The sequence below is a fragment of the Ochrobactrum sp. Q0168 genome (assembly GCF_016427605.1).
Lineage (GTDB): Bacteria > Pseudomonadota > Alphaproteobacteria > Rhizobiales > Rhizobiaceae > Brucella.
The window spans coordinates 14,546-36,961 of record NZ_JAELXQ010000010.1; the positions used below are offsets into that span (position 1 = coordinate 14,546).

The following is a 22,416-nucleotide window of genomic DNA, read 5'->3' on the forward strand; positions in this document are numbered from 1 at the left end:
AAGTTGCCCCCGCGAAGTTCAATCATCAGCGATTTGTGAAAACGCTTTCAATCGCTGCTTTTGTTGCTGAAACGACCTGATCCGCTTCGTCCTGCGTCAGACAGAGTGGCGGCGCAAAGCCCAGAATTTCACCTTCCGGCATTGCACGCCCGATGACCCCATTGGCAAGAAGAGCAGCCGAAATCTGCGCTCCAATCTTGAGTGATGGATCGAAGAATTTGCGATCATCGCGATCTTCTACAAACTCGATGGCAGCCATCAGCCCTTCGCCGCGCACATCTCCGACACGCTTGTGATTGCCGATAGCATCGTTGAGAGCGTTACGGAAATAAGCGCCGGTAGAACCGGCATTTTCTACCAGTTTCAGGTCATCGATGAGCTGGAGATTTGCCACACCGGCAGCCGCGCAGATGGGATGCGCCGAATAGGTCCAGCCATGGCCTATCGGTCCCATCTTGTCCGACCCCTTGACCAGCACGTCCCACATGCGATCCGAGACTATAGAACCTGAAAGCGGTGCATAGGCCGACGTCAATCCCTTGGCAATTGTGATCAGGTCAGGCTTCATTCCATAATGTTCGGACCCAAACATGCTGCCCAGGCGACCGAAACCAGTCACGACCTCGTCTGCAACGAGCAGAATGTCGTAATTGTCGAGAACTGCCTGTATCTTTTGCCAGTAGCCAGCTGGCGGCGGCACAATCCCGCCGGTTCCCAACACAGGCTCGCCAATGAACGCTGCGATCGTGTCTGGCCCCTCGGCGAGGATCATTTCTTCAAGCTGATCAGCACAATATTGCGAAAATTGCTCTTCGCTCATCGAGCGATCTTCACGACGGAAATAATAAGGTGCCTGTGTGTGCAAGATGGGTGCACGTGGCAGATCGAACGCGTTATGGAAGGTCGCAAGACCGGTCAGACTGCCTGTCATGACACCCGAGCCATGATAGCCGCGCCAGCGCGAGATGATCTTTTTCTTCTCGGGAAGCCCACGAATATTGTTGTAGTACCATATCAATTTGATGTTGGTTTCATTGGCATCAGAACCGGATAAGCCAAAATAGACGCGGCTCATATGCGCTGGTGCCCGGTCGATAATCATCTTGGCAAGCGTGATCGATACTTCCGTACCGTGGCCGACATAGGCATGATAATAGGCAAGCTTATGAGCCTGCTCAGCGATCGCATCAGCGATTTCCGTCCTGCCATAACCCACATTCACGCAGTAGAGACCAGCAAACGCATCGAGGCTCTTACGTCCATTCACATCGGTGATAAACACGCCCTTGCCTTGGGCCAACACGCGGGTTTGCGTTTCACCACGCGCATGCATGCCCATATGTGTCGACGGATGGAAAAAATGATCGCGATCCCAAGCGGTCAATTCATTGCTGGTGTTCAACACTGTCAGTTCCTTTCACTTCGCGACACATTTATGCGGCGGTATCGATGCACAGATATTTGAGTTCCGTGAACGCGTGGATGCCATGATGTGACCCTTCGCGCCCCAATCCTGATTGTTTCCAGCCGCCAAAGGGGATGGGAGCGCCGGTGATTTTGGCGCGATTGATGGCAACCATGCCGTATTCGAGCGCACGCCCCATCCTCAGTTGCCGTGCACCGTTTGCCGTTACGACATAAGCGACAAGGCCATATTCCGTGGCATTAGCCCGTGCGATGACCTCATCTTCTGTTTCAAAAGCAGTAATTGCAGCAACCGGGCCAAATGTTTCTTCGTGCATAATCGCAGCTTCATTTGGCACATCGACCAGCAAGGTCGGCTCATAAAACAGCGTATTGTCGCCCATACGATTTCCGCCAACAACCACACCTGCTCCACGCGCACGCGCATCCTCAACGTGCTCTTCGGCCTTGGCGACGGCCCGCTCGTGCATCAGGGGTCCGATATCCACACCATCCTCGAAACCCTGACCAACTTTGAGCATAGCGATGCGCGCAGCAAAGGCTTCCGTGAAGGAAGCGAGAATGCCGCGCTGAACAAAGATGCGGTTTGCAGCAAGGCAGTCCTGACCTGAAGTGGCGAATTTGGCAGCCATGGCCACGTCTACGGCTCGCTGGAGATCGGCATCGTCGAAGATGATCAGTGGTGCATGCCCGCCAAGCTCCATGACAAGGCGTTTGACGGTCGCAGCGCATTTGGATGCAATCAACGTGCCAATGTGGGTAGAACCGGTGAAGCTCAAGGCACGTATACGAGTGTCGTTGCAAAGCGTATCGACGATTGGAGCGGCCTTGCCCGTGACTACATTGAAAACACCGGCCGGAAATCCTGCTCTCTCGCCAAGCTCAGCCAGTGCAAGTGCAGAAAGTGGCGTCTCCGACGATGGATGAACGACAACCGGACAGCCTGCAGCAAGAGCCGCAGCTGCTTTTCTGGTAATCATGGCATTTGGAAAATTCCACGGCGTTACCAGACCCACAACACCAAGAGCCTCACGACGCACGAGCATTTCGGCATCGGGCAGATGGCTGGCTATTGTTTCTCCGTTCAGGCGTTTTGCTTCTTCAGCGAACCACTCGATAAAGGCTGCGCCATAGTCGATCTCGCCGAGGGATTCATAGAACGGTTTGCCCTGCTCCAGCGTCAAGAGCACTGCGAGGTCGTCCCTGTTCTGAACAATCAATTCGTACCATCGCCGCAAAATGCCCGCGCGATCCTGAGGGAGGCGCCGTGACCATTCAGGGAATGCCTTTTCCGCGACATCAATCGCTGTAAGCGTCCGGGTTTCATTCAAACTTGCGACACGTGCGAGGCGCTGTCCAGTTGCGGGATCTACAACCGGAAATGTCTCCGCATTCTCGCCCGACATCCAACGTCCGTTGATATAGGCAAGCTCTCGAAAGAGATGCTTGTCCCTGAGCCTTTTAAGCCCGTGGTGTTGTATAGGATGATCCAGAACGGCATTCATGGTGCTTCTCCCAATTCAGGAAAAGCATCTCATGGGAGCACTGTCGATTTGGACCAAAGCAAAGCACAACACAACTGATTTGGACCAATATTGCCCCCGTTTGTAGTCCGCTTGGTCTATGCCGGATGGTCCGCAAGAAGCGATAGCGGCGCAGCGCCGTTCGCGTCCTTGACCAGCTTGGTTACGATATAGGTGAAATAGCGCTCTATACCGATATTCTGGTCCAAGAGGCGATCAATCAGCCTCTGATAGCCATCAATATCGCGCGCGGCGACCATTAGAAAATAGTCCACGCCGCCGCCAACAGACCAACACGAAATGATTTCCGGTAACGCCGAAACGGCACGTTCAAACCGATCAAAGTCGCTCTGACGATGATTACCAAGTGTAATCTGCACAATGACATGCGCGATGGGGGCGACTTTCCGATAGGCAATGTGCGCATGATAACCGGTTACTATGCCCGCTTCTTCCAGTTTGCGGAGACGGAGCCAGCATGGTGTCGGCGACAAGCCGACCTTTTCCGCCAATGCAAGTTTTGTGATTTTCGCATTTTCCTGCACGGCATCGAGAATGCGCAGATCAACGGCATCGAGCTTCAAGGCGGACTTCATTTGGTTGATCCGGTTCAAGTGAGGTTGTCCAATTCGGAGCGCTACTCCTTGGCATGAGCAAGCAGGGCTGGCAAGGCGTGTTCCCAAAACAGCGGCGCAAATCTAATTGTAATGATCCAATATAATCATTGACATGATCTTTTCTGTCTTTCACACATATTGCAACGAAAATAATCAAGACACGGGGAACGAGCTTGCGGCCACACGGTTTCGCATATGGTGCATTATTGCGCCCTGCGTTTGAGCACCAATCAAATTGGCCGCAGCCCTTCCGTTCCTCAACAGGTTTTGAGAGGCTATAGGCGTGTCCGAAACGGTGAGTATCAGGGAAATCGAACAAGCCCGTGACAGGCTGCGAGGCCATGTTGAGCGAACTCCACTTGTCCGCTCAAACGCTCTAAGCAAATTGTCCGGAACAGACATATTCCTCAAACTTGAAAATCGCCAGACCACCGGCAGCTTCAAATTGCGAGGTGCAACAAATGCTGTTCTAAGCCTGTCGGCGTCGAAGAGAAACTTCGGAGTCGTCACGGCTTCAACGGGCAATCATGGTCGCGCATTGGCTCGTGCAGCTTCCTTGCAAGGCCTCAAAGCCACGATCTGCCTGTCTTCGCTTGTTCCGTCAAACAAAGTCGAAGCTATCCATCGACTGGGTGCCGACATTCGCATTGTCGGAAAATCTCAAGATGATGCGATGGAAGAAGTCGCGCGTCTCGTTCGCGACGACAACATGAATTCGATCCCACCGTTTGATGATCCGCATGTAATCGCGGGTCAAGGAACCATCGGGCTTGAACTTCTTGAAAGTTCACCTGAGATCGAGTCCGTGTTGATCCCACTCTCCGGTGGCGGGCTTGCATCAGGCATAGCTGCGGCAATCAAAGCGCATAAGCCGACGGCTAGAATAATTGGCATTTCCATGAAACGTGGTGCAGCGATGCAAGCAAGTCTCGCTGCCGGTAGGCCTGTGAATGTGGAGGAAGTGGATACGCTGGCGGACTCGCTCGGGGGCGGTATCGGCCTCGATAATCGCTGGACTTTTGCCATGTGCCGCGACCTTCTGGACGATGTTGTTCTTCTTGATGAGGAAGAGATTGCAGCTGGCATAAGGCATATGGCCATCCATGAGAACGAGATTGTTGAGGGTGCTGCAGCCGTTGGCATTGGGGTGCTTCTCAGCGGGAAAATTGCAGTTTCCACGCCTACTGCGATCATCGTTTCTGGCGGCAATATAGACCCCCGACAGCATCGCATGATCATGAATGCCAGCGTGGAAGGAGCGACCTGATGGCCGAGATGCGGATATTGAGCGAAGGGGATCTCCGTCAGTTCATAACCCTCGATCTGGAAAGCATTGCCTGTGTTGAGGATGCGTTTCGTGCGCTTGCAAGCGGCAAAGTTAGTATGCCGCCAATCCTCCGGCTCGATATCCCCTCTGAGCGCGGAGAAGTCGACGTTAAAACCGCCTATATTCCTGGCCTCGACAGTTTCGCCATCAAAATCAGTCCCGGATTTTTCAACAATCCGTCCATTGGCTTGCCCTCAACGAACGGCTTAATGATCCAGTTCTCGGCTAAGACTGGACTTATCGAAGCCTTGCTGCTCGACAATGGCTATCTGACAGATGTGCGCACCGCCGCAGCGGGTGCAGTTGCTGCAAAATATCTGGCGCGTGAAGACGCGACCACAGCGGCAATCTTCGGTGCAGGCATTCAGGCCCAGTTGCAGCTGGAAGCCTTGACGCTGGTGCGACCGATCAAAGAAGCTCGTATCTGGGCGCGTGACTTCACCAAAGCGAAAAGTGTAGCCGCTAGTCTGGAACAGAAACTCAGTATCCCAGTCATTCCTGTGCAGGATGCTCGAAAAGCCTGCGCTGGTGTTGATATCATCGTCACGACGACTCCATCTGAAACACCGCTTCTCGACGCCGACTGGCTAGAGACAGGGCAGCATCTCACTGCAATGGGTTCTGATGCTGAACACAAGAATGAAATAGATCCCGCGATCTTCCGCCGTCCAGTCCTCTACGTTGCAGACAGCTTGAGCCAAACGCGCAGACTGGGCGAATTGCATCATGCAATTGAAGCCGGGATTGTCAGAGCCGATGCTTCTTTGCCGGAACTCGGACAGATCATTTCCGAGGACGGTATTTTTCATCGCAATGCCGAAGACATCACATTCTGCGACCTGACGGGTACGGGGGTTCAGGACACCGCTATTGCACGTCTTGCGACTGAGCGGGCGACCAAGCGCAACGCGGGCACCAAAATCGACTCGAACAAATCTGCTGGAGGCAATCAATGAGCGTTGAACTCAATTTCACCCGCGCCGAGTATGATGCCAGAATTGCCAAGACCAGACGCGCGATGGAAAAGGCGGGTTTCGATATTATCATCGTAACGGACCCATCCAACATGCACTGGCTGACCGGTTACGACGGCTGGTCCTTCTATGTCCATCAATGTGTCGTTCTTGCGATGGATGGAGAACCGATCTGGTATGGGCGCGGTCAGGACGGAAACGGCGCAAAGCGCACGGCTTGGATCGGTCATGACAGCATCATTGGCTACCCGGATCATTATGTGCAGTCGCTGGAGCGGCATCCGATGGATTTGCTGGCGTCCATCCTGGACGACAAGGGGTGGGGCAACAAGACAATCGCGGTGGAGTTCGACAATTACTGGTATACCGCCGCCGCCCATCATGCCTTGCAGAAAAACCTGCCAAACGCGCGTTTCAAGGATGCGCAGGGGCTGGTGAACTGGCAACGCGCCGTCAAAAGCTCCACAGAGATCGACTATATGCGCAAGGCTGGCCGTATTGTTGAAGCCATGCACAAGCGGATCGTAGACACGATCGAACCGGGCATGCGTAAATGCGATCTGGTGGCGGAAATCTACGATGCGGGAACGCGTGGCGTCGGTGAATTTGGCGGTGATTATCCGGCCATTGTGCCGCTCTTGCCGTCTGGCGCAGATGCTTCGGCTCCGCATTTGACTTGGAACGACTTACCGATGAAGTCCGGCGAAGGCACGTTCTTTGAGATCGCCGGTTGCTACAAGCGCTATCATTGTCCACTGTCTCGCACGGTCTTTCTCGGCAAGCCCACGCAGGCATTTCTCGATGCCGAAAAGGCCACATTGGAGGGGATGGAAGCGGGTCTTTCAGCTGCCCGTCCCGGCAGTACATGCGAAGATATTGCTGCCGGATTTTTCGACGTTCTGAAAAAATATGGCATCGTGAAAGACAATCGCACAGGCTATTCGATTGGGCTTTCCTATCCACCAGACTGGGGCGAACGCACAATGAGCCTGAGATCCGGCGACCGCACTGAATTGCAGCCGGGCATGACTTTCCACTTCATGACAGGGCTTTGGCTCGAAACCATGGGGCTGGAGATCACCGAAAGCATCGTCATTACCGAAACCGGCGTCGAATGTCTTTCAAACGTACCGCGCAAGCTGGTGGTCAAGGACTAGGTCTGTCATGATGCACACAACGCCCCCTTCCCGCCCTTCCCCAATCACGCCGAGTGTCGATCTCAACCGGGATGGGATTCAGCATGGTCATTTGCGGCTGCCTTGGTCGCGGGACGATTCCGCCTGGGGTTCGTTGATGATCCCTATCTGCGTGATCCGCAACGGCGACGGTCCGACAGCGTTGCTTACAGGCGCCAACCATGGCGACGAGTATGAGGGTCCCGTTGCACTCTATGATCTTGCAGCGAACCTGAAGCCGGATCAGATCAAAGGTCGCGTTATCATCGTGCCAGCGATGAATTTTCCGGCCTTTCAAGCTGGTACACGCACCTCCCCAATTGATAAAGGCAATCTCAATCGCAGTTTTCCGGGCCGCCCTGATGGTGCCGTGACGGAGAGAATTGCCGACTACTTCACCCGCTATCTGTTGCCGGAAGCCGATATCGTTCTGGACTTTCATTCAGGAGGTCGCACGCTGGATTTTCTGCCCTATGCGGCTGCTCATGCTTTGCCGAACAAAGTGCAGGAGAAGAATTGCTTCGCCGCTGTGAAAGCTTTCTGCGCGCCCTATTCGATGCGCATGATCGAGATTGATGCCGTTGGCATGTATGACACAACTGCGGAAGAAGCAGGGAAGCTCTTTGTAACAACAGAGCTTGCCGGTGGTGGTACCATATCCGCCCTAACGGCTACTATTGCCAAACGCGGCGTTCGCAACCTTTTGCGTCATTCCAGCATTCTGGAAGGTGAGATAGAATATTCGCCGACTGTCTGGCTTGATATGCCGTCACAGGATTGTTTCGGCTTTGCAGACACAGATGGGCTTCTGGAGCCACTTGTCGATCTGGGTTCCGCAGTTCGCAAAGGCGATGTCGTTGCCCGTGTGCATAGCATCGCGCGAACGGGCGGCGCGGCGCAGGAATATCGCGCTGCACTCGACGGTGTTCTGGCTGCACGCCACTTTCCAGGCCTCGTCAAGATGGGCGATTGCCTCTCGGTCATTGCCACGATCTGCGAGGCGCCCGTCGCAAGCTAGCGAGCCAACAGAGACACTGAAGCAATAAGCCGGTGCCAACAAAACCGGTAATTTTAAAGAGGAGTGAACACGATGCGCATGAAACTTTACACGATTTCCACTTTGCTTTCTGCGGCTGCTACGCTTGCCCTCACCTTGCCGTCTCAAGCCGTCACGATTGACGACCTTAAAAGCGCTGGCTTTGTGCGTGGGGCAACTGCCAACGAGATGCCCTATGGCTATATGGATGAAAGTGGCGCGGCCAAGGGTATCGGTCCCGATGTCGCTGCGGCGATCTTTAAAAAGCTTGGCATCGAAGAAGTCGACTGGACCGTGACGCCGTTCGGCTCCCTCATTCCCGGCTTGAAAGCGAAGCGCTTTGAGTTTGTTGCGGCTGAACAGAATGTCCTGCCGGAACGCTGCAAGCAGGTGCAGTTCACGGTTGCCAATTCCAGCTATGGCGAAGGCCTCTTGGTGCCCAAGGGAAATCCGAAAAACATCCACTCATACGATGATATCAAGAAAGACCCTTCCTTGAAGGTCGCGATTGTGTCGGGCGCTGATCAAATCGACTTTCTGCATGGAATGGGGATAGACGAGTCGCAGATCGTCATGATCCAAGGCAATGCCGATGCGCCATCCACCGTGCAAACTGGTAGAGCTGATGCCTATGCTGCAACCGAACTGACGGTTGCAAAGCTCGTTGAGAACTCCCCCCAGCTGGAACAGGCTCATCCGTTCACTGACCCCGTCGTTGACGGCAAATCGGCACGAAGCTTCGGCGCTTTCAGCTTCCGCCCTGAAGACAAGGACTTCTATGCGGCTTTTAACAAAGAACTTATCGAGTTCAAGAAGACAGACGACTATAAAAAAATACTGACAACATATGGACTTAGCGAAGAAAGCGTAGAAGCTGCACGCACGGCAGACACAGCAGCGCTCTGTAACGCAAAGTAAGCTTGTCAGCACCCGCCGGTCTAAATGGGGTCGGCGGGGCCAATCCTTTCTCTGCCCGGGAGACGACCCTATGCATTGGACGGAATATCTACCCGCCCTTTTCAAAGGTGCCCAAGTCACCATCATTCTGGCTCTCAGCTCGATGGTGATTGGCACGATACTCGCATTTGCTGCTGGCATAGCTCGCTTTGCAGGTGGACCGCTATTGTCTGCCATTGCAGTGATCTATATTGAAGTCTTCCGTGGTACATCGCTTCTCGTGCAGCTGTTCTGGCTCTACTATGCTTTGCCGCTTATCGGCATTTCCTTTGACCCGATCACGACCGGTATCGTGGGGCTGGGACTGAATATAGGTGCTTATGGCGCGGAAGTCGTGCGTGGCGCACTGCAGGCCGTGCCGGAAGCCCAACATGAAGCTGCGCGCGCGTTGAATTTTGGCAAGCGGCACACGCTGTTTCATATTGTCTTGCCACAGGCAATCGTGGAAATGATGCCAGCCTTTGGCAATCTCGCTATCCACAATCTCAAGGACACTGCCCTTGCCTCTCTTATCGCTATCAGTGATTTGACATTTCAGGCCCAGAGATTGCGCAACCTGACGCTGGATAGCGTCACCATTTACTCCCTGACACTGCTTGGCTATTTCGCGATGGCCCTGGTGCTTGCAACCGCAATCCGATGGTTGGAGCGCCGTCTCCGACGCCAGACAATGGCTGGAGGTTTCGCATGATATATGGTTATGCCTGGGACACCTCGTCCACCCTATCCTTCGCCATATCAATCCTGCCGATCCTCGCCATCGGTCTGACCGTCACGCTGAAAGCCGCAGCAACCGGCTTTGCCATCGCTTTGGTACTTGGACTGGTCTTCGCGCTTTTGCGCCGTAGTCGTTTCAAGATCATATCCTGGCCCACCGTTGTTGTTGTGGAGTTTCTGCGCGATACACCACTCTTGGTCCAGCTCTTCTTCCTCTATTACGTTTTGCCGGTCTACGGCATCGTCCTGCCCGCGTTTTTGACAGGTGCACTGGCACTTGGCCTGCAATATTCGGCCTACACATCGGAAGTCTATCGCGGCGGCATTGAGGCCATCCCTCGCGGACAGTGGGAAGCAGCGCGCGCGCTCAATTTAACTCCATGGCGGACCTATCGCGATATCGTCATTCCGCAAGCAGTTCCCCGCATTGTCCCAGCCATGGGCAATTATCTGGTTTCAATGCTCAAGGAAACGCCGGTTCTGTCGGTGGTCAGCATTGTCGACATGCTCAATCTTGCAAACCTGATTGGTGACCGTACGTTCGAGTATCTCGTACCATTGTCAATGGTTGGCCTGATCTTCCTCATCCTGACGCTCATCTGCTCGACAGCCATCCGTGTGCTTGAGCGCAAACTTCCAAAGAACGGGATCGCTCTCAAATGACCCAGGAAATCATTCGCTTTCAGAACGTCGTCAAACGCTTTGGAGCACTGACCGTATTGGATCAGTTCAATTTCTCGGTCACCACCGGCGAGAAAGTCACGCTCATCGGCCCTTCCGGCTCAGGTAAATCTACCGTGCTTCGGATATTGATGACCCTCGAACCCTTTCAGGAAGGCACCCTGGAATTAGATGGCATGCCCTACCATGAAGCGGGCGGCAAGGAACCGTTTCATGCCAGTGAAGCGCATCTACGCAAGATCAGATCGCATGTCGGAATGGTGTTTCAAAGCTTCAATCTCTTTCCTCACATGTCCGTGTTGCGCAACATCATCGAAGCGCCGGTTCATGTCCTTGGGCTCAAGCGGGCCGAAGCCGAAGCGCGCGCGCTGGACCTGCTATCGCTTGTTGGTCTTTCGGACAAGAAGGATCACTATCCATCACAACTATCAGGCGGCCAACAGCAGCGCGTCGCCATCGCACGATCTCTTGCAATGCGTCCTCGCGTTCTGCTCTTTGATGAACCGACATCCGCGCTCGATCCCCAGCTAGTCGGCGAAGTGCTATCGGTCATACGCAGCCTCGCACAGGAGCACGATCTCACCATGCTTCTGGTGACCCATGAGATGCGCTTTGCGCGCGAAGTCTCTGATCGCGTGTGCTTTTTCGACAAAGGACGCATCTGCGAACAGGGCACGCCCGAACAGATATTTCAAGCGCCGAAAGAACAGCGAACCAAGGAGTTTCTTCAGTCCGTCCTGTAAGGTCAGGCGATGGCGCCGACATCATAAACAGGAGGAAGTTGCGCGCAGGTCTCTCGGATTGTCTCGAGCGCCTTGCGCAATGCAGTGCGGGACAACCGCCCGCCAAGGCAAATCCGAATACCTCCGTGACCACGATCAGCGCCAGCCACAAACGGATCTGAAGGCGTTACCGCAACGCCTTTGTTGGCCAGTGCTCTCACCAGCCCATCTTCCGACCAGTGGCGCGGAATCTTGAGCCAGGCGCATAACGACAGCGGATTGCTCCCCGCGATCAAAGGCCCCAGAATATCGCTGACCTGCGCCTGTCTTGTTCTCAACTCGCCGCGTTGGATCTCGAGCAGTTCATTGACAGTGCCGTCCTCGATCCAGCGGCTTGCCATTTCGCCTAGAAGGTTAACCCCGCTCCAACTGGTCACACGCAAGATGGACGCGACACGGATGGAATATTGCGAGGGCACAACGAGATAGCCGGTACGAAGTCCCGTCATTACAGTCTTTGTGAAGCTCGTGACGAAAAAGCCGAGATCTGGAAGCAATTCCGGCATTGAGGGCAATCGTTCTTCCAGTATCGGTTTGTAAACCTCGTCTTCGATAACACACACGTCATATCTGGCTGCGATTTCAGCAATCGCCATGCGGCGTTGCGCGGACATGAGATGACTTGTTGGATTGCCAAGAGTTGTGATCAAAACAAGCGCACGCACATCTCCGGCTTTGCATGCCATTTCAAAGGCATCCGGAATGACGCCTTGTTCGTCGATTGGCAGACCGCGTAACGTAAAGCCGAGCACGTTTGCAAGCCCGATAATACCATGATCAGTCAAGCGTTCAGTCAGTACAACCTCACCCGGTTGAACAATCGTCGCTACCGCAAGAAACAAGCCATGCGCCGCTCCATTCGTAATAACAATACGGCCCGGATCTACATCAACGGAAAGTCCGCGTAGCCATTCCTGCGCAACTGCACGGTGACGATCCAGACCGGCGATTGGACGACATGGCCGCATGAAGCTGGCATTTTCGGATTGGCTCAACTGTTCGAACAAACGCTTTGAGGCCCGCTCATGCGCTTCTGTATAGACAGCCCGAATAATCGACATATCGGCAGTACCGCTTGGGTCACGGTCCAGCATGAAACGATCAGCACGCTCGGTCACACGATTGCAGACATATGTTCCGCGACCAACCTCGCCGCGTAGATAGCCGCGTCGTTCGGCCTCTTTATAGCTAATGCTGACAGTTTGAACCGAGAGACCAAGCCTGTGCGCCAACTCGCGATGGGTCGGCATTTGGGCCGACGGTTGCAGAATGCCGTTCTCTATATCGTCGACAATTTTTTCTGTCAGGAGTCGATGCTTGGTTGCGCCTTTGCGCAACTCCAATACAGGTTTCCACATGCGCGCACGGGCTCCATCATGACAAAATATCGATTGAACTGTTATATCGGTTTTTTGTCATGATATACACATTAAATCCGGCCCGAACGAACTTCACCCACAAATTGTGAAACCGTGGAGTTATGATTGCGTGATCCATTCCGCGTCTTCTCCGGGACATGGTTTAACCTCAGAATAGCCCCGAAACTAACTCTTTGCCGTCACATTGGACCTGTGCACTGGCGTCGTCGCCCCAAAACGCCTCAAGCAAAAATTCTGGAAAGGAAAGATGATGCCAAGAATTGCATCGCTTGCATTCGTAACTCTCGTCGCCCTGACCCCTGCCGCAATAGCTCAGCAACAGGCACCGCAGCCTCCGGCCAATTCAGCACCTGCGACCCAGCAACCATCGACAGCGCCAACCATACAAACCGTATCGGTCGTTGACATCAAGGAACTCCCCGCCGAAAGTCAGAAGGAAGTCCAGGCTGTCGTTGAAAAGCGGAGTGCCGATGATCTTACCAAGCTACGAACATCCGTAAAAACATTCCCTCAGGCGCGCGAAGCGCTTCAACAAAAGGGCATGAACGAGCAGGATGTCATTGCAGCCAGTCTATCGGAAAATGGGGCTTTAACACTGATCACGAAGAAGGCGAGCTAGACGACCGCGCTCACGCATCGCATCCTTTGATAAATACCCCGTTGAAAACATAAAGTCGGGCCGGAACGGTCCGATTTTCCAGATCAAGCTTCACTAAAGCTGTCTCGAAGCGAGGCAATATCGTTATGATACTCAATATGGCCATCACGGATGATAATACCGCAATCGCCGTACTGTATGATTTGCGATAGTGAATGCGAAACCATGATCCCCCGCGCATGTGAAATTTTGGCGTCAAGCGCGGCCTTGGATTTGGCTTTGAAACGTTCATCTCCCACGGCTATAATTTCATCAATCAGATAACAATCAAAGTCGATAGCAAGGCTCATACCAAAAGCCAAACGAGCTTTCATCCCGCTGGAATAGGTTTTGACGGTTGTTGCTGCAGCAGTTACACTGCAAAAATGACGGTGTTTAAAGACATTGATGGCCTATTATCGCAGACTGGTCGGCTATTGATCAGGTTTTGGCCGCAACTGCTTCTGATTGGCGCGATTGGATACATCGCGCGAGACTTATTGATGGGTGCAGCCGTTGCGACAGGTCTCAAGTTTCCTCTGGGCGGCATGGTGATACTGTCGCTGGTTGTTCTGATTAAACTCCTTGTCTTCATCACGATGTTTGCAGTTTTGCGACCCGGCCTGCCTGTACTGACAGCCTTGCGGGAAAATTCTGCTCCAGCAGCAAACGCTCAAAAGGACGATAAGCGCAGCGACCACTTACTCATAGTGACAGCCGCAGCCATTCTGCCATTCTTTGCCTATTATGCCGCCTGGGGATTTCTGGGAGACACAATTCGCGAATATTCGAGACAGGCTTTTGATCGCGCGGCCTTTGGGGAAAAAATTCAGATATTTGATCTTGTACGATCCCGCAGTTTGATTGCGGCGATCTGCCTCTGCTGGTTCATACGTTGGATTGCGAAGAAAAGCGCGGACAAGACGCAGTCACCGTGGCTTCGCCTGCTGATCGTAGCAGCTGACGCAAGCTGGATTTTCATCGGTCTTTACGCCCTCGACAAATGGAAAGACGATTTTATCGCGTGGTTAGGAGCCGGTTCGTTTCTCGAATATCTCGAAGCTCAGGCGACGTGGTTCTCAATACAGGCCTATGCGGCGGTTTCAAGTTCTGTCCCTGTTGAATTTCGCGAACCGGATTTCATAGAACAGGCAAAGAACCTCTTCTTTTATGCATTGCTGCCACTGGTCTGGTTGGTGATGACATCCATTATCTATGGTTATGATCTATCCGCAAAGCGGGCATCAGTCCCTCCTCTGCCGTCACGAGGGGCCACTTTAAGAGTTTGGTTAAAGGACTTCGCGGCTCACTATCTGGGCGGTTATCGTTCGCGATATCGACCGGTCTGGACCTGCCTGAGACTTGTGTTTGGGGCCGGACTTGGAACCTTGCTGAGTTTCATTGTGTTTTACAAAGCAATCAGTTGGGCCGGTGCATGGATCTGGTATGCCATCACCCATAGCCTCGGCCCTTATGGCATCGAAACGTGGCAACGCATCTCCGATATTCTGGTCATCTTGATCGGGAGCCCGTCAGAACTTGATGGTGGAATCTTACTTGATGCGGTACGGGTTGCGCTTCTGGCAGGCGTGCTTGAATATTCAGTCGCAGGCGGGTTGTCGGGCACTACTTCAAAATCACGCTCTGCTGTGGTTCGCCCTGCATCGCAATCTTGACTGTGAAATCCTTTGCAGCGGCGGGGACAAGAAACGTTTCGGCAATTTGCACGGTTCCCTTCTCCGCGCTTTGAATGAGATTAAGACAGTGCTGTTTTTCTGCCGCGTCCGGTTTCAACTTTTGCAAAATGCGATCCGTAAGAAAGGTCGGGCTCCAGCTTCGGTTTTGACTATCCGTCAGGGCAATAATGCAAGGCATTGCCTGCTTGAACCGATCAGGATCATCAATATTGAGTTCCAGTTCCGCCACAATCATACTGGTCTGCGGCAGCTCGCCGGGAAGCGGCGTCAGCGCCAGAAGCTTCCAGTTCGCACCTGCATAGCCCGGCATTTCGCCGCGTTCGGCTATTGTCGGTTGACGTAATTTCTTCTGCGCCCATTCTATATAGCCACCGCGTGAATGGACCAGAACCGCAAGCGGAATGAATAGCAACAGCAGTGCGAGGCTGATCCAGAAATTTCTTTTCTCGCGCCGGGCTTGTTCCACCATCATTGCACCTCCAGCGCCCAAGGTTGAATGCGACCACCGCGCTTGATCAGGATCGCGGGATGGGTGTGGCTTGCATCGAGAGAATTGATACGAATCTCGGCCTGCTGCGCGAGCGGAGTGATCAGGCTTTCTGCCACGAGAAGAGAGCCACCGTTGATTTCACGTTCCGGCAATTCGAATATGAGAAGAACGGGCCTCGGAATGCCCGGCTCCAGCCTTTCAGACCCAAGCAACCCCCACGCATTGGTGATCCGTTGGCTCATCGAATATTGCGCTCCACTCGGTCCCTGCCACAAGGCCGACATCAGATTGATACTCTCTTTGTCCGCTCTGGCCGCAGCTTCGAGCACCAGCCATTTACCCGAGCTGGTGTAATTGCGATCAGTTCCGAAACTCGATGTAACCAGCTGATCTGCTATGTAGCTATCCGCAACACCTATGGTGAATTTGGCAGTTGAGAGCGGCTTTCCCTGTTCACCCTTCACTTTAACCATCGAAACGATATCACTGTAATATGGCGTCGAATGCTGCATGGCGTACAAGGCACCAACAGTAACGACTACGGCAATGATGGTCAGCAGTATCCGTCTCATCCGCTGTCCCCGGGTGCAGCGTCGGTTACTTTCAGCTCGACGACGCCAACGGGATCGCGATCAAGCCAGTTGGATGCGCCATAGAGGTTATCGCGCTTTTTGTATATCTGGCTTCCGACTAATAGTCTTATTTCATCAGGCAACGTGACATTGGCTGGAACTTCCCAGGCAAGTGTCAGTTTTTCCGGCAGTCCTGGGTGGATCGCGCCGGCAACAAATTTGTCTCTGTCGAGATAGATCGTCGGATTAATCAACGCTGCTATCGGGGGATCAGGCATGAGCAATTTGATCGGGACAAATGCCGATTCCGCCGAGCGGTTATCCGCTTCAAAATCGATCAGAAGAAACTTTTTGGGTTCAATTGGCTGACGTCCAGTTGGGGGCGTATTGCTCAACCGCGCATCGAATACTGTGATATTCCATTGTCCGGTATCGATCGTTCCGCCTTCCGTGACGACCTGTAGCGGCTGCGGATTGGCGGCCTCATAGATGGCCGTCGCATAGGAGATTACACTCGCCAATGCGCTACCGACGCCCGCAATGATGATCGTGGCAAGACGCTGCCGGACCGTTTTTCGCTTTTCGTCCGCCATGACCCTCCCCGTCTTTGGCGTTTCAACGATTGTCCCGAGCCCGCTTATGCCCCCTATAGCATGATCCCTCCGTTTCGTCACCTCAAGCTACGTTGTCGCTTAAGGTGACATTTCATATGACCACTATGGAGCAGATAGCAGGGTCTCACCCGGCAATAAGAGGCGGATTGATCTGGGCAAAACCTGCCTGACGTTGGTAAGGAAAATGCGGATATGGTGCCGTAACTGCGCTGGCTGCATCGAGTGTTGCAATCTGCTGGGGAGACAATGACCAGCCAACTGCACCAAGATTCTGGCGCAATTGCTCTTCATTACGGGCCCCCACAATAACCGAAGCCACAGTCGGTCGCGACAATAGCCAGTTCAGCGCCACTTGCGGTACCGTTTTGCCGGTTTCTCCCGCCACGGCATCCAATGCATCGACAACATTGAAAAGATGCTCCGTTTCCACGGGCGGGCCATAGCTCGCGGTCTCGTGGAGACGACTGCCTTCAGGCAGAGCTTCGCCCCGCCTGATTTTCCCCGTTAACCGGCCCCAGCCAAGTGGGCTCCAGACCAAAGCGCCCAGTCCCTGGTCGGCTCCAAGCGGCATCAGATCCCACTCGTAATCCCGACCGATCAATGAATAATAGACCTGATTGGCAATATAGCGCGGCCAGCCATAACGATCTGCAACAGCGAGCGCCTTCATGATCTGCCAACCGGAAAAATTCGATACGCCGACATAGCGGACCTTGCCAGCCCGCACGAGCATATCAAGCGTGGACAGGACTTCCTCCACGGGCGTATGCGCATCAAAAGCGTGAAGTTGCAGAAGATCGATGTAATCCGTACCGAGTCGTTTTAGCGCCTGTTCCACGGAACGGATCAGCCGAAATCGAGAGGAACCCGCATCATTGGGACCTTCTCCAATCGGCAGGCTCATCTTGGTTGAGATAATGACACTGTCGCGCCGTCCGCGGATTGCAGCGCCCAGAACTTCTTCCGAAGCGCCGTTCGAATAGACATCCGCTGTATCAAACAGGTTGACACCTGCTTCCAAACATATGTCGATGAGGCGGCGTGCCTCATTCACATCTGTGTTTCCCCATGCGCCGAACAAGGGGCCTGTTCCACCAAACGTTCCCGCTCCAAAGCTCAAGGTTGATACTTTGAGGCCTGAACGTCCCAGATAACGATACTCCATAAGGTATTGCCTTTCAAAACGATGGGGTAATGTGGCGCCCGCAACACTTGATGAATAAACAATAGACCGCCCTCGTCCTGTGATATAGATTGTAATAATTCAAATCATTTGTGAATTAAAAGACCAATGGCTAGATCAGAGATCAACCGTTCTGGCGAGATGGAAGTCTTTGTCAGCGTAGTGGAACAAGGTGGGTTTTCAGCTGCGGCCAGAGCTTGCCGAATGACGCCTTCCGCAGTGAGCAAGCTTGTCGCCCGATTGGAAGCGCGGCTTGGCGCACGCCTGATCAATCGTTCGACGCGCGCGCTTCAGCTTACGCCTGAGGGATGTGCATTCTACGAGCGCGCAACCCGAATTCTTGTCGACATTGAAGACGCCGAACGTGTTGCAGGCGTCGGAGAAAGGCCCGTCGGGCGCATACGTTTCAGCACCAGTCCATCCTATGCAACGCATGTTCTGGCGCCGATTTTGCCCACATTTCTGGAACTTTATCCGGACGTCACGCTTGATCTGACGCTGAGCGACACCGTTATCGATCTGCTGACCGAGAGGATTGATGTGGCAGTGCGGGCGGGACCACTGAAAAGCTCAAGTCTCGTCGCGCGCAAACTTGGTGAAACATCGCTGATCGTGGTTGGTGCACCTGCATATCTCGCCCGTTTCGGCACACCGCAAACGCTCGAAGAACTCGCTTCGCACAATCGCATTGGTCTTGGATATATACGCACAACAGATGGTTGGCCGATGGTCCAAAACGGTGAGAACATCGTCGTTCCAACGGTCGGGCGCGTTCAGGCCAGTGATGGGGAAGCGGTACGGCGCCTGGCTCTCAGTGGAACAGGACTTGCACGTTTGACCGAATTCACTGTTCGCGACGATATCGCCGCTGGAAAGCTCGTGCCTGTTCTGGAACATTTAAACCCGCATGACCGGGAGGCGTTCCATGCTGTTTACATCGGTCAAGGTGGCCCGCTGCCATCAAGGGTCCGGGTACTTCTCGATTTTCTTGCTGAAAGAGGCCGCGTAACCTGACACGATTAGCCCCCGACAACTCTTCTGTCAGGGGCAGTTTTTGAAGTCAAACCGCTTTATTCGGCGGGTTGAGCCACACAATTGACATCCGAGCTCGATGTTGTCCGCTCACCAGACAAGGCTCGCTGTCCTAATCCGACGATCAGAACGGTTGTCACGGTTGCCACAATCGACACCCAAAAACCGTTCGCAGCGCCAAAATTGTCGACTACCCAGCCTGCAATAAACGCCCCGAGCGCCATGCCGATACCAATCCCCGTCATGACCCATGTGATCCCTTCGGTCAGCATGGTTTCTGGCACCCGGCGCTCGATGAGACCAAAAGCAGTGATGAAGGTGGGTGAAATGGCAACACCGCTGACGAAGACGGCCAGAGCGAGCAAGGCAACCGACGAGCTGGCAAACAAAAGGGGTACCGCTGTAACGGCGAGTACACTGACCGCGATCAGCAGTTGTAGCGGTAACTGAATTCTTGGCTTAAGCGCACCGAGCGTCAGCCCGACAACAAAAGACCCGATGGCGTAGACACCAATCACCAGGCTTGCCATATTGGGCTGACCGAGCTCTCTGGTGATTGCCACAGCACTGACTTCCGCGGTCGCAAAGGTTGAGCCAACGAACACAAGAGCCAGCGTTATAATCTGAACAGAACGAAGCCGGATAGCTGAACGCTGCGGACCTGTTTGATCAGAAGCACGAACCTTCGGCTCTGTCGAACGCTGCGCAAGGAACGCAATAGTGCCTAGTGCGAGAAAAACCGTGCTGATCAGCATCCCGGCCTCTGGAAACAACGCGACAGCCAGGCCAACTGAGAGTGAAGCGCCAGCGATATAGACCAGCTCATCGGCTGCGGATTCAAAGGCAAAGGCTGTGTTCAACTCTGGCCTTTCTCGAAAGATTTCCGTCCAGCGAGCCCTTACCATCGCAGGTATGCTTGGCATCGTTCCCGCCAGAAAGGCAGATGCAAACAGGGTCCAGTTTGGCCATTTCTGATTGGCGGCCAGAATGAGCGCTACAAATGCGACCACGGAAATGACAGTAAATGGCCCGACGACCGCCCGCTGTCCGAATTTGTCGACGGCTCTTGAGATCTGTGGCGAGAGAAATGCGTTGGTCAGCGCGAATGTCGCCGAAACCGCGCCTCCAAGCCAATATTCTCCATGCGTCAGAGACAACATCGCGACAATTCCAATTGGGGCCATTGCCATTGGAAGTCGTGCGAAGCCTGCTGCGCCTGAAAATCCAAGGGCACCCGGCGCTCGGAAAATCTCTCTATAAGGATTAGACATGGACGTGTTCCTTGATGATAAGGATTTACCACTTACATACGTGGCGTATGCTAATTAATTAGTTGATACACGGCGTATGTCAACTAATATACGCACCGTATGCGAAATTGGAGAATGATATGCGCAAACCCCGCAGCGAGATGATCGCGGAAACCCGGGCAAAATTACTTGCAGCCGGGCGTCAGGCATTCGGAACGGTTGGCTATGCGGACGCTTCAATGGATGACTTCACAGGCGCAGCAGGTCTGACACGTGGCGCGCTGTACCATCACTTCGGCGACAAGAAAGGGCTTCTGCAAGCTGTCATCAGCCAGATTGATGCCGAAATGACGGACAGACTTTGCGCAATTTCTTCGCAAGCTGAAACGCCCTGGCAGGGCTTCGTTGACGAGAATGTTGCCTATGTCCAAATGGCTCTTGAGCCGGAAATCCAACGCATCATGTTCAGAGACGGGCCAGCGGTGCTTGGAGACCCATCCGGCTGGCCGAATGCCAATGGCTGTATTGCAACAGTTGCCCGCAGTCTCGCCGATCTGCAAAAAGCTGGCATTATTGTCGCTGTCGACCCGGAAGCTGGCGCACGTCTCATCAATGCGGCAAGCAGCCGTGCAGCACAATGGATCGCCAATGCAGACGATCCGGAGGTCATATCGGAAAAAGCTGTCCAGACATTTCGTATTTTCCTTGAAGGGCTGCTTTTAAAAAAGGAAACAGCGGCGGCGCACTCCGAAGCCTGAGATTGGTGCTGGCTTTTCCCCGTCTTTCGTAACGCTGTCGCCCACGCGGAAAATCCTTCCCCGAAGTAGTCTATAAAAAAGATATAATATCTCCCCTCCTGCGTCGCTTGTGCGATGCTCCTCCTAAGACGGTTTGTTTGCAGCAAATCATGAAACGGAGGCGCTCATGAGCAAGACGATCCATTTCAATGCATTCGACATGAATTGCGTTGGCCATCAGTCTCCCGGTTTATGGGCGCATCCGCGCGACCGGTCCTGGAAATATAAGGATCTCGATTACTGGCAGAATCTGGCACGCACACTGGAGCGCGGCATCTTCGACGGCATATTCATCGCGGATGTGGTTGGTTATTACGATGTTTATAAGGGCAACAACTATCATGCCCTGCATCAGGCGGCACAAATCCCGGTCAATGATCCGATCCAGCTGGCTGCTCCCATCGCGCTGGCAACGGAGCATCTTGGCATCGGCATTACTGCTTCCACTTCCTTTGAGCATCCCTACACTTTCGCGCGACGCATCGCGACAGCAGACCATCACACAAAGGGACGCATTGGCTGGAATATCGTTACGTCCTATCTGGAAAGCGGAGCTAAAAATATTGGTCAGTCGGGCCTGCAAAAGCATGACAACCGGTATGATATCGCCAATGAATATCTCGAAGTGATCTACAAGCTACTTGAAGGATCATGGGAAGATGATGCCGTTGTGCGCGATCGGGACAACCGTATTTTTACCCGGCCTGAGAAAGTGCACGAAATCGCGCATAAGGGACGATATTTTGATGTTCCGGGTTATGGTCTGACCGAACCGTCACCACAACGCACGCCGGTTCTCTATCAAGCCGGTGCGTCCGGTCCAGGGAAGAAATTCGCATCTGAACATGCAGAATGCATCTTCGTCGCCTCGCAAACCAAGACGATTTTGCGCAATTACGTCCGGGACGTTCATGAACGTGCCGCAGCTGCTGGACGAAAGCCGGAAGATATTCGTATTTACAATCTATTAACTATCATCGTTGACGAAACAGATGAGAAAGCGCGTGCACGGTTTCGCGAATATCTCGACTATGTGTCTTACGATGGTTCGCTCGTTTTCATGTCCGGCTGGACCGGAGTGGACTTCTCCCGGTACCAGCCGGAAGACCTTGTCCGAAAAGTTGAAACAAACGCCATCCATTCCGCGATCGATAGCCTCTCGGAAGGCGATCCCGACAAACGATGGACAATACGGGAACTTGCCGAATGGGGCGGCATAGGGGGCATGGGGCCGGTGGTGGTTGGCTCTCCGCAGACTGTTGCCAATGAGTTGCAGGCATGGGTGGAAGAAACAGGTGTCGACGGCTTCAACCTTGCCTATGCGGTCACGCCAGAAACTTTTGAGAACATCGTCGAACTGCTCGTTCCCGAACTGCAGCGACGCGGCGTTTATCCAACCGAATATCGTACGGGAACGCTCCGCGAAAAGCTCTTTGGTAAAGGGTCTCGCCTTGGTGCATCGCACCCTGCCGCTCGCTACCGCGATATCGAGGCCATTAAACGCGCAGAAGCGCAGCACCCCGTTTTGCAACAAACAGGCTCCTGAAGCTG

23 protein-coding genes are annotated in these 22,416 nt (G+C 53.7%); 13 read left to right on the forward strand and 10 right to left on the reverse strand.

Features of this window, described 5'->3' with window-relative positions:
• Positions 1 to 25: 25 nt before the first annotated feature.
• The 3 genes from JAU75_RS16510 to JAU75_RS16520 form a co-directional block, all read right to left on the reverse strand.
• Complete coding sequence (locus tag JAU75_RS16510) at positions 26 to 1,405, reverse strand: aspartate aminotransferase family protein (protein ID WP_199057584.1); 1,380 nt, start codon at positions 1,403 to 1,405, stop codon at positions 26 to 28.
• Between the two features lie 28 nt (positions 1,406 to 1,433).
• Positions 1,434 to 2,930: an NAD-dependent succinate-semialdehyde dehydrogenase gene (locus JAU75_RS16515; protein WP_199057585.1), complete on the reverse strand. Its 1,497-nt coding sequence runs from the start codon at positions 2,928 to 2,930 to the stop codon at positions 1,434 to 1,436.
• A gap of 116 nt (positions 2,931 to 3,046) precedes the next feature.
• The gene (locus tag JAU75_RS16520) at positions 3,047 to 3,532 is read right to left on the reverse strand and encodes an Lrp/AsnC family transcriptional regulator (protein ID WP_176168374.1); all 486 of its coding nucleotides are present in this window, start codon (positions 3,530 to 3,532) and stop codon (positions 3,047 to 3,049) included.
• A 316-nt stretch (positions 3,533 to 3,848) separates the two neighbouring features.
• Between JAU75_RS16520 and eutB the strand changes: the two genes are divergently transcribed.
• From eutB to ehuA, 8 genes are all read left to right on the forward strand, one after another.
• Positions 3,849 to 4,832: a hydroxyectoine utilization dehydratase EutB gene (gene eutB, locus JAU75_RS16525; protein ID WP_199057586.1), complete on the forward strand. Its 984-nt coding sequence runs from the start codon at positions 3,849 to 3,851 to the stop codon at positions 4,830 to 4,832.
• Entirely contained in the window at positions 4,832 to 5,848 is a 1,017-nt protein-coding gene (locus tag JAU75_RS16530) for a cyclodeaminase (protein ID WP_199057587.1), read from the forward strand. Before eutB ends, JAU75_RS16530 begins: the two co-directional genes overlap by 1 nt.
• The gene (gene doeA, locus JAU75_RS16535; RefSeq protein WP_199057588.1) at positions 5,845 to 7,023 is read left to right on the forward strand and encodes an ectoine hydrolase DoeA; all 1,179 of its coding nucleotides are present in this window, start codon (positions 5,845 to 5,847) and stop codon (positions 7,021 to 7,023) included. Before JAU75_RS16530 ends, doeA begins: the two co-directional genes overlap by 4 nt.
• Before the next feature lie 7 nt (positions 7,024 to 7,030).
• Positions 7,031 to 8,059 (forward strand): N(2)-acetyl-L-2,4-diaminobutanoate deacetylase DoeB, encoded by a 1,029-nt coding sequence (gene doeB, locus JAU75_RS16540; RefSeq protein WP_199057589.1) that lies wholly within the window; start codon positions 7,031 to 7,033, stop codon positions 8,057 to 8,059.
• Positions 8,060 to 8,131: 72 nt separating this feature from the next.
• Entirely contained in the window at positions 8,132 to 8,995 is an 864-nt protein-coding gene (gene ehuB, locus JAU75_RS16545) for an ectoine/hydroxyectoine ABC transporter substrate-binding protein EhuB (protein ID WP_078340948.1), read from the forward strand.
• A 70-nt stretch (positions 8,996 to 9,065) separates the two neighbouring features.
• Entirely contained in the window at positions 9,066 to 9,725 is a 660-nt protein-coding gene (gene ehuC, locus JAU75_RS16550; RefSeq protein WP_199057590.1) for an ectoine/hydroxyectoine ABC transporter permease subunit EhuC, read from the forward strand.
• Complete coding sequence (gene ehuD, locus JAU75_RS16555; protein ID WP_078340950.1) at positions 9,722 to 10,414, forward strand: ectoine/hydroxyectoine ABC transporter permease subunit EhuD; 693 nt, start codon at positions 9,722 to 9,724, stop codon at positions 10,412 to 10,414. The genes ehuC and ehuD overlap by 4 nt, the downstream gene beginning before the upstream one ends.
• Positions 10,411 to 11,175, forward strand: a complete 765-nt coding sequence (gene ehuA, locus JAU75_RS16560) for an ectoine/hydroxyectoine ABC transporter ATP-binding protein EhuA (protein ID WP_199057591.1) — start codon at positions 10,411 to 10,413, stop codon at positions 11,173 to 11,175. The genes ehuD and ehuA overlap by 4 nt, the downstream gene beginning before the upstream one ends.
• Positions 11,176 to 11,177: 2 nt before the next feature.
• Here ehuA and JAU75_RS16565 read toward each other — a convergent pair whose 3' ends face one another.
• The gene (locus tag JAU75_RS16565) at positions 11,178 to 12,572 is read right to left on the reverse strand and encodes a PLP-dependent aminotransferase family protein (RefSeq protein WP_199057592.1); all 1,395 of its coding nucleotides are present in this window, start codon (positions 12,570 to 12,572) and stop codon (positions 11,178 to 11,180) included.
• A 271-nt stretch (positions 12,573 to 12,843) separates the two neighbouring features.
• Here JAU75_RS16565 and JAU75_RS16570 point away from each other — a divergent pair, with 271 nt between their 5' ends.
• Positions 12,844 to 13,212, forward strand: coding sequence for a hypothetical protein (locus JAU75_RS16570; protein ID WP_078340974.1), 369 nt, complete (start codon positions 12,844 to 12,846; stop codon positions 13,210 to 13,212).
• A gap of 83 nt (positions 13,213 to 13,295) precedes the next feature.
• Here the strand turns inward: JAU75_RS16570 and JAU75_RS16575 are convergent, their stop codons facing one another.
• On the reverse strand, positions 13,296 to 13,541 hold the full coding sequence (locus tag JAU75_RS16575) for a hypothetical protein (RefSeq protein WP_199057593.1): 246 nt from the start codon (positions 13,539 to 13,541) through the stop codon (positions 13,296 to 13,298).
• 75 nt (positions 13,542 to 13,616) lie between these two features.
• On the opposite strand from JAU75_RS16575, the gene JAU75_RS16580 reads away from it, so the two are divergent.
• Positions 13,617 to 14,906, forward strand: coding sequence for a hypothetical protein (locus JAU75_RS16580; RefSeq protein ID WP_199057594.1), 1,290 nt, complete (start codon positions 13,617 to 13,619; stop codon positions 14,904 to 14,906).
• Here JAU75_RS16580 and JAU75_RS16585 read toward each other — a convergent pair.
• The 4 genes from JAU75_RS16585 to JAU75_RS16600 form a co-directional block, all read right to left on the reverse strand.
• Complete coding sequence (locus JAU75_RS16585) at positions 14,857 to 15,399, reverse strand: hypothetical protein (protein WP_078340955.1); 543 nt, start codon at positions 15,397 to 15,399, stop codon at positions 14,857 to 14,859. The genes JAU75_RS16580 and JAU75_RS16585 overlap by 50 nt on opposite strands.
• Entirely contained in the window at positions 15,396 to 15,989 is a 594-nt protein-coding gene (locus tag JAU75_RS16590) for a hypothetical protein (RefSeq protein ID WP_199057595.1), read from the reverse strand. The genes JAU75_RS16585 and JAU75_RS16590 overlap by 4 nt, the downstream gene beginning before the upstream one ends.
• Positions 15,986 to 16,582, reverse strand: a complete 597-nt coding sequence (locus tag JAU75_RS16595) for a hypothetical protein (protein ID WP_078340957.1) — start codon at positions 16,580 to 16,582, stop codon at positions 15,986 to 15,988. The genes JAU75_RS16590 and JAU75_RS16595 overlap by 4 nt, the downstream gene beginning before the upstream one ends.
• Positions 16,583 to 16,727: 145 nt before the next feature.
• Positions 16,728 to 17,768, reverse strand: coding sequence for an aldo/keto reductase (locus JAU75_RS16600; RefSeq protein ID WP_078340958.1), 1,041 nt, complete (start codon positions 17,766 to 17,768; stop codon positions 16,728 to 16,730).
• A gap of 126 nt (positions 17,769 to 17,894) precedes the next feature.
• Between JAU75_RS16600 and JAU75_RS16605 the strand changes: the two genes are divergently transcribed.
• Positions 17,895 to 18,800, forward strand: a complete 906-nt coding sequence (locus tag JAU75_RS16605) for a LysR family transcriptional regulator (protein WP_078340959.1) — start codon at positions 17,895 to 17,897, stop codon at positions 18,798 to 18,800.
• Between the two features lie 56 nt (positions 18,801 to 18,856).
• Here JAU75_RS16605 and JAU75_RS16610 read toward each other — a convergent pair whose 3' ends face one another.
• Entirely contained in the window at positions 18,857 to 20,089 is a 1,233-nt protein-coding gene (locus JAU75_RS16610; protein WP_199057596.1) for an MFS transporter, read from the reverse strand.
• A gap of 119 nt (positions 20,090 to 20,208) precedes the next feature.
• On the opposite strand from JAU75_RS16610, the gene JAU75_RS16615 reads away from it, so the two are divergent.
• The gene (locus JAU75_RS16615; RefSeq protein WP_078340961.1) at positions 20,209 to 20,826 is read left to right on the forward strand and encodes a TetR/AcrR family transcriptional regulator; all 618 of its coding nucleotides are present in this window, start codon (positions 20,209 to 20,211) and stop codon (positions 20,824 to 20,826) included.
• Positions 20,827 to 20,992: 166 nt separating this feature from the next.
• Entirely contained in the window at positions 20,993 to 22,411 is a 1,419-nt protein-coding gene (locus tag JAU75_RS16620; RefSeq protein WP_078340962.1) for an LLM class flavin-dependent oxidoreductase, read from the forward strand.
• Positions 22,412 to 22,416: the final 5 nt, after the last annotated feature.